The organism is uncultured Mycobacterium sp., from assembly GCF_964249325.1.
GTDB lineage: Bacteria > Actinomycetota > Actinomycetes > Mycobacteriales > Mycobacteriaceae > Mycobacterium.
The window spans coordinates 1-6,161 of the sequence record NZ_CAXUCH010000248.1 but is presented as its reverse complement, the minus strand read 5'-3'; the positions used below and the strand labels follow the sequence as shown (position 1 = coordinate 6,161).

Sequence of the window (6,161 nt, the reverse complement as noted above, 5' to 3'; positions counted from 1 at the left end):
GCTGAAAACCCTGGCGTTGCAGTTCATCATGTCCGATCCGCGACACCTCGACACGCAGGCTCGCCAGCGTGAACGCATCCATCGGGTGGCGCAGTGGCTGCTCGCCGGCGCCCCCAGAACGCTAGATCCGATCTTCGTCCCGGCGTTCAACACCGCCGCCGACGACGGTGCCCGCTTACGGGTCGTCGTCGACCAGATCGCCTCCTACACCGAAGGACGACTGGAGCGAATAGAGGCCGCATAGCAGCGCTTCAGGGAGTCACACGGCAGACTCGGCGAAAAGCCGACCCCATTCGTGAGATGCCGCCGATTGCGCGCCGCGCAACGAATCCGGGGAATGCCTGCGTCCACCGGCGAGGTGGACCAATGCCCATGCCATCGTGCACACCGGAATCCGGTGACGTTGTGCCGCGCCGTGAAGCTCGTGAAACGCGGCCTCCGAACTGCACCGGCGAAGACCCATCAAGATGCCGCCGGCGGTGTCGAGAATGCGCCGACCGTTTACGTCGAGTGCGATCTGGACGGGAACCCAGTCCGTCATGCGGTTACCTGCTGTGGAGCCATACCGATGCGCCCCTCGTGGCCAGGGGGCGGCGTGCCGCCGGTTGTGCCCTTCCGCCCGGCTCACGATGATTTGCACGGGCGCACGTGGCAATGGTTTGTGCCGGCTCTCTGTTACGCCACAGCAGGGCTGATATTGGTATGCACTCGTGACCGCCTGTGTATCTCGGCGGTTATCCCGTGCCGATGACCCCGCAGGCCATGCGCGTTTCGGCATCGCGACTGTGCTCGGCGCCGTGCAGCACGATCGCCGTCTTGTTGCCGGCCAGAAGGTCATCGCCGGTAAACGCATCGCTGGTAGTCACCAGAAGCGCCGCACCGTCCTTTCGTACCTGCAGCGCGGGCAGGTCGCCGCTTGCCGGCTCGCCGGAATGGCCGGGCGCCTGGTAGTGCGGGCCAGCGGACAGGAAATCGCCGGCCGGGCCACCCGTCGGAGCCACCGAATTGGGCTCGCACTTGCCGACCGAGTGGAGGTGCATCATGTGGAACCCCGGAGTCAGGATGCCTGTGGCCACCGTCTTCACGGTGACAGTGGCATAGCCGCTGGCGAACTCGAAGCTGGCCGTGGCAACGGGCCGGCCGTCGGCCGTTTTCAATTGCGCCGTAAGCTTTTCCATGCCCGCTGGAGGGCTGGTAGGTGAAGCCGTCGGCGAACCGCTGCGGACGGACGGGGTCGTGCCTGGCGCACTGCTGGGGTGCTGGTTAGGACTGCAGGCAGTCAGTGAAACGAGGGGCAGGGACAGCAAGATGGCGGTGATGGTGGCGGGCTTGATCATGGATCGACCCTAATCGGCACGGCAACCAGTACACCGAACGTCATCTAACAACTGCACGCCAGTCGTCTTTGCGGCCCGCACAAGGTTCGATTCCGGGCTCCTCCTCGGGCCAGGGCCAGCCTCGTCCCCCGTGGCAGCTCTACACTAAGCCGATGGCCGGCCGTATCTCCGATCGTGATATCGCCGCCATCCGGGAACGAGTCCGCATCGACGAGGTCGTCGGCGACTACGTCCAGCTACGGCGCGCCGGCGCCGACTCGCTCAAGGGCTTGTGCCCGTTCCACGACGAGAAATCACCGTCGTTTCACGTGCGGCCTAACCACGGGCACTTCCACTGCTTCGGCTGCGGGGAAGGTGGCGACGTCTACGCGTTCGTGCAGAAGATCGAGCACGTCACCTTCGTGGAGGCGGTCGAACTGCTGGCCGACCGGATCGGCTACACGATCACCTACACCGGCGCGGCGACCAGTGTGCAGCGCGACCGCGGCACCCGAAGCCGGCTCGTGGCCGCCAACGCCGCGGCTTTGGCGTTCTACGCCGACGCCCTGGAATCCGACGAAGCCGCCCCGGCCCGCCAGTACTTGCAGCAACGGAACTTCGACGTCGACGCCGCCTGCCATTTCGGCTGCGGGTTTGCGCCGTCGGGATGGGATTCGCTGACGAAGCACTTGCTGCGCAAGGGCTTCGACTTCAAGGAGCTGGAAGCGGCGGGCCTGTCGCGGCAAGGCCGTCGCGGGCCAATCGACCGGTTTCACCGGCGCCTGCTGTGGCCGATCCGCACCGCGGCGGGTGAGGTGATCGGGTTCGGGGCGCGGCGGCTATTCGACGACGACCCGATCGAGGCCAAGTACGTCAACACACCGGAGACGCTGCTGTACAAGAAGTCGTCGGCGTTGTTCGGAATCGATCTGGCCAAGCGCGACATCGCCAAGGGCCATCAGGCTGTCGTGGTCGAGGGCTACACCGATGTGATGGCGATGCATCTGGCGGGGGTGACCACCGCGGTCGCGTCGTGCGGCACCGCCTTCGGCGACGACCACCTGGCGATGTTGCGGCGATTGATGATGGACGACAAGTTCTTTCGCGGTGAACTGATCTACGTTTTCGACGGCGACGAGGCCGGCCGGGCGGCCGCGCTCAAGGCGTTCGGCGGTGAGCAGCACCTGTCGGGCCAGTCGTTCGTCGCGGTGGCCGCCGACGGGATGGATCCCTGCGATCTGCGGCTGGCGGCCGGCGACGCCGCATTGCGAGACTTGGTGGCACGCCGAACACCGTTGTTCGAGTTCGCAATTCGCTCAGCGCTGGCCGAGATGGACCTGGACAGCGCAGAAGGCAGAGTGTCCGCGCTGCGCCGCTGCGTGCCGATGGTCGCACAGATCAAGGACCCCACCCTGCGGGACGAGTACGCGCGCCAACTCGCCGGCTGGGTCGGCTGGGATGACGTCGCCCAGGTGATCGGCCGGGTGCGTGAGGAGGCCAACCACCGCGGCCGGCCCCGGCGTCCATCATCGGCACGCGGCGACGCCAGCGCCACCGAGCCCGCCGCCCTTCGTCCCGACCCGCGGGATCCCACGCTGTGGCCGCAGCGCGAGGCGCTCAAGTCGGCGCTGCAGTATCCGGCGCTGGCCGGCCCGGTGTTCGATTTGCTGCCGGTCGAGAGCTTTACCCATCCCGGCTACGCTGCCGTGCGCGCCGCCATCGACGCCGCCGGCGGCACCGGCGCCGGTATCACGGGCGGCGAGTGGATTGATGCCGTGCGCCGGCACACCGCGTCAGCCGCGGCGGCCGGGCTGGTCAGCGAGCTGGGCGTGGAGTCGATCCGGGTCGACGACGACAACAAGCTGCCCCGCTACATCGGCGGGGTGCTGGCCCGCCTGCAGGAGGTGTGGGTCGGCCGGCAGATCGCCGAGGTCAAGTCGAAGCTGCAGCGCATGTCACCGGTCGAACAGGGCGACGAGTACCACGCCTTGTTCGGCGACCTGGTGGCGATGGAGGCCTATCGGCGCAGCCTGCTCGAGCAGGCCAGCGGCGACGATCTCACCGCCTGACGCGCCTAGGTCGCGTTCTCACGCCGCTGCGGCTCGACGACGCTGGTGGTGGTGTCGATCTCGGTCAAGGTCACCATCCTGGTGTCGGGCGAGACGCGATTGGCGAGCTTGCGCCGGCCCGCCTCGATCATCGACTTGAGGGCCGGGCTGCCGATGACGGCGCGGTAGGTGCCGATGATCTGCTCGTAGCGACGCCGCCCGGCTTTCGCACCCAGCACGTACCCAAGTCCCAGCACAACGGCATACCGGATCAAAACGGTTCCTCCCCACGACGATGCGGTCGGCTCCATCCTGCCTCACGCGGTGGGCCGTCGCGCGCTGGCGGCCCTGATCCCGTCTGGTTGGGCACCGGTACGCCAGTAAGCTAGAGTCATCCCCCGATCCGCGTGGATCGGGCAGTCCCCTGTAGCTCAATTGGCAGAGCGTTCGGCTGTTAACCGAAGGGTTGCTGGTTCGAGTCCAGCCGGGGGAGCAGGCAGACGCCATTTTCAGCCCGCCGGGCAACCGGCGGTCACCGTTTATTCACCGGAAATGGTGCGGTCCAGCAGCCAGGCGACCGACGATGTCAGCGGCGCATGGCCGTAGACACAGGAAGAAGGGATTGAGGTGGATATCGAAGTATGTTGTCCCGGTATGCTTTTCAGGTCAAGCCGCAGTTTGAAGAAGCGGACGACCACACATGGAAAGCGTGGTGTCCCGACGCGGACTGGTCGGTGACGGCTGACAGCCAACAAGCGGCTCTCGACAAGCTCCGCGAGGAATACACCCGACGTATGAACGCTGGCGAGGATCCGCAGCCGCGATCCTCAGATATCTACCAACAACATCTCAAGAGTCCCGTTGCGGGCGTCTACGCGATGGATGCTGAGCTGTTCCGTCATCTGCGCGCACTCGGCGAAGTCCCACTTGGACGCGCGAGTTGGACCGTGCATTCGAAGAATCCGAGCGCCGCCGCGCGCTCGGCCAGCCTTACACCAAAGCCGACTACGACGCCGAGAAACGAGACGCTTCGGTAGCCGGCGGAGGCTGCGCCGAGAGATTGCCGTCAGGGCTTCGATCGGTCGGAATTCGCCTCGTCCACCACTACCGTGGACGCGATCTCGGCGCGACCGAGCCGTCAGTCCGGCAGGTTCTCCGGATGCAGCATCTCGGCGTAGCTTAGCTGCTCAGGAATCCCGAAGCCGTCGACCAGGGTCTGGGCATACGGCCGCAGCGCTCGGCACCGATCGTTGATCCCGCGGGTGACCGCCTTGGCCCGGTCGGTGGACAGGAACCGGTGCTCGATGTACCACGCCTTGTCGTCCTCGATCACCGATAGCGCATACAGGTCGCACACCACCTCGAGCACATGGCGGGCTTCTTCGTCCTCACATGAGTCGATGCCGGCGACAAACGCTTCCAGCGCCACCCGGTCGACATGCGCGCTGGCGGCGTGCAGCACGTGATCCTGCACGGCGTTGAACGCGTCGAACTCCGACATCTCGTTGGACTTGCCCTGCAGCCGGCGCGCAACCGACGACAGCAGATACTCCTCGCGATCCTCGAACATCTTGACCTGGGTGCCGCGGTTGAACAGGCTGCCCTCTTCCTCGCTGTCCTGCCGGGCATCGACGACGGTTTGGATGATCGCCTCGGCCGCAGTGCGTTTCAGCACGCGGGTACCGACCGTATTGGCGGCAAAGCGAACCCACTCGACCGGGCTCGTGCTGCGGATATCGTCGGCATAGGCGGTCAGCAACTCCTTGGCCACCAACTGGGTCAGCACATGGTTGTCGCCCTCGAAGGTGGTGAACACGTCGGTGTCCGCGCGCAGCGCGATCAGCCGGTTCTCGGCCATGTAGCCCGCCCCGCCGCAGGCTTCCCTAGCCTCCTGTATGGCGCGGGTGGCGTGCCAGGTGTTGGCCGCCTTCAGCCCGGCGGCGCGGGAGGACAGCTCGCGCTGCTCCTCGGCGTCGGGCTCGTCGGCCGTCTGGATGTCGTGGCACTTGCCCACCAGCTCGTTCTGCGCGAACTGCAACGCGTATGACCGCGCGATCAGCGGCAGCAGGCGGCGCTGGTGCACGAGGCGGCCGTTGTCGACACCGGGCAGGCCGCCTTTGTATTGGCAGTCCGAGGTCGTCACCCCGGGCAGGTCATTGCCGTCGGCGTCTCGGATCGGAACCATAAAGCAGTGCACACCGTGGTTGACCACCGCTCCGTTCTCCGCGGTGATCAGCTGCGCGAATACCGCTGCCACCGTGGCTGTTTCGGCTGCGCCGCCGATGTAGTCCTTGCGCGCGGTGGGCGTGGGAGAGTCGATGACGAATTCCTCGGTTGCTGGGTTGTAGTTGCGGTCGTCTCCAGCGACTGCACGTCGCTGCCGTGCCCCGTCTCGGTCATCGCGAAACAGCCGCGCAGCTCGAGGTTGATGATCTTTTGCACCTACGTCCGGTGGTGGTGCTCGGTGCCCAGGTTTTCGACAGCCCCGCCGAACAGGCCCCACTGCACTCCGGCCTTGACCATCAGCGACAAATCCGACATGGCCAGCATCTCGATCTGCGTGATCGCCGAGCCGAGGTCACCGGTGCCGCCGTGGTCCTTTTTGAAGGCGTTTTCGGCTGCGCCCGCGGCCGCCATGATCTTCATCTGCTCGGCCACCTTGGTCCGGGCGATAACCGTGTTGGGTGTGTAGTGCGGCCGGAAGATCTCGTTTGAGAGCCGCCGCTGTTGGCGCGCGGGTAGGAGTCGGTGATGTCCACCGCGTCGGCTTAGATAGCGCGATGACCACCCCAGCCCC

The 6,161-nt window shown here is 66.1% G+C and carries 5 protein-coding genes, 1 tRNA gene and 2 pseudogenes; 4 read left to right on the top strand and 4 right to left on the bottom strand.

The genetic code is table 11. The annotated features are described in order from the left end of the window. Positions 1 to 244, top strand: a pseudogene (locus ACFE99_RS21575) (deoxyguanosinetriphosphate triphosphohydrolase); the annotation flags it as partial. A 15-nt stretch (positions 245 to 259) separates the two neighbouring features. On the opposite strand, the gene ACFE99_RS21570 reads toward ACFE99_RS21575, so the two are convergent. Together ACFE99_RS21570 and ACFE99_RS21565 are read right to left on the bottom strand one after the other, a co-directional pair. Beyond that, the gene (locus tag ACFE99_RS21570; RefSeq protein WP_375488432.1) at positions 260 to 541 is read right to left on the bottom strand and encodes an ANTAR domain-containing protein; all 282 of its coding nucleotides are present in this window, start codon (positions 539 to 541) and stop codon (positions 260 to 262) included. A gap of 193 nt (positions 542 to 734) precedes the next feature. Beyond that, positions 735 to 1,337, bottom strand: a complete 603-nt coding sequence (locus tag ACFE99_RS21565) for a superoxide dismutase family protein (RefSeq protein ID WP_375488431.1) — start codon at positions 1,335 to 1,337, stop codon at positions 735 to 737. 152 nt (positions 1,338 to 1,489) lie between these two features. Between ACFE99_RS21565 and dnaG the strand changes: the two genes are divergently transcribed. Then, complete coding sequence (dnaG, locus tag ACFE99_RS21560) at positions 1,490 to 3,385, top strand: DNA primase (protein ID WP_375488430.1); 1,896 nt, start codon at positions 1,490 to 1,492, stop codon at positions 3,383 to 3,385. Positions 3,386 to 3,390: 5 nt separating this feature from the next. Here the strand turns inward: dnaG and ACFE99_RS21555 are convergent, their stop codons facing one another. After that, positions 3,391 to 3,639, bottom strand: coding sequence for a hypothetical protein (locus ACFE99_RS21555; RefSeq protein ID WP_375488433.1), 249 nt, complete (start codon positions 3,637 to 3,639; stop codon positions 3,391 to 3,393). 145 nt (positions 3,640 to 3,784) lie between these two features. On the opposite strand from ACFE99_RS21555, the gene ACFE99_RS21550 reads away from it, so the two are divergent. Together ACFE99_RS21550 and ACFE99_RS21545 are read left to right on the top strand one after the other, a co-directional pair. Next, a tRNA-Asn gene (locus ACFE99_RS21550) sits at positions 3,785 to 3,857 on the top strand. Between the two features lie 148 nt (positions 3,858 to 4,005). Continuing rightward, complete coding sequence (locus tag ACFE99_RS21545) at positions 4,006 to 4,401, top strand: hypothetical protein (protein WP_375488429.1); 396 nt, start codon at positions 4,006 to 4,008, stop codon at positions 4,399 to 4,401. A gap of 101 nt (positions 4,402 to 4,502) precedes the next feature. Here the strand turns inward: ACFE99_RS21545 and ACFE99_RS21540 are convergent. After that, positions 4,503 to 6,157: pseudogene (locus ACFE99_RS21540) on the bottom strand (acyl-CoA dehydrogenase). Between the last annotated feature and the right edge of the window lie 4 nt (positions 6,158 to 6,161).

Bases quoted from the DNA above. Each gene is read 5' to 3' on its own strand.
- ACFE99_RS21570 (WP_375488432.1), bottom strand. From the start codon at position 541: ATGACGGACTGGGTTCCCGTCCAGATCGCACTCGACGTAAACGGTCGG.
- ACFE99_RS21565 (WP_375488431.1), bottom strand. From the start codon at position 1,337: ATGATCAAGCCCGCCACCATCACCGCCATCTTGCTGTCCCTGCCCCTC.
- dnaG (WP_375488430.1), top strand. From the start codon at position 1,490: ATGGCCGGCCGTATCTCCGATCGTGATATCGCCGCCATCCGGGAACGA.
- ACFE99_RS21545 (WP_375488429.1), top strand. From the start codon at position 4,006: ATGTTGTCCCGGTATGCTTTTCAGGTCAAGCCGCAGTTTGAAGAAGCG.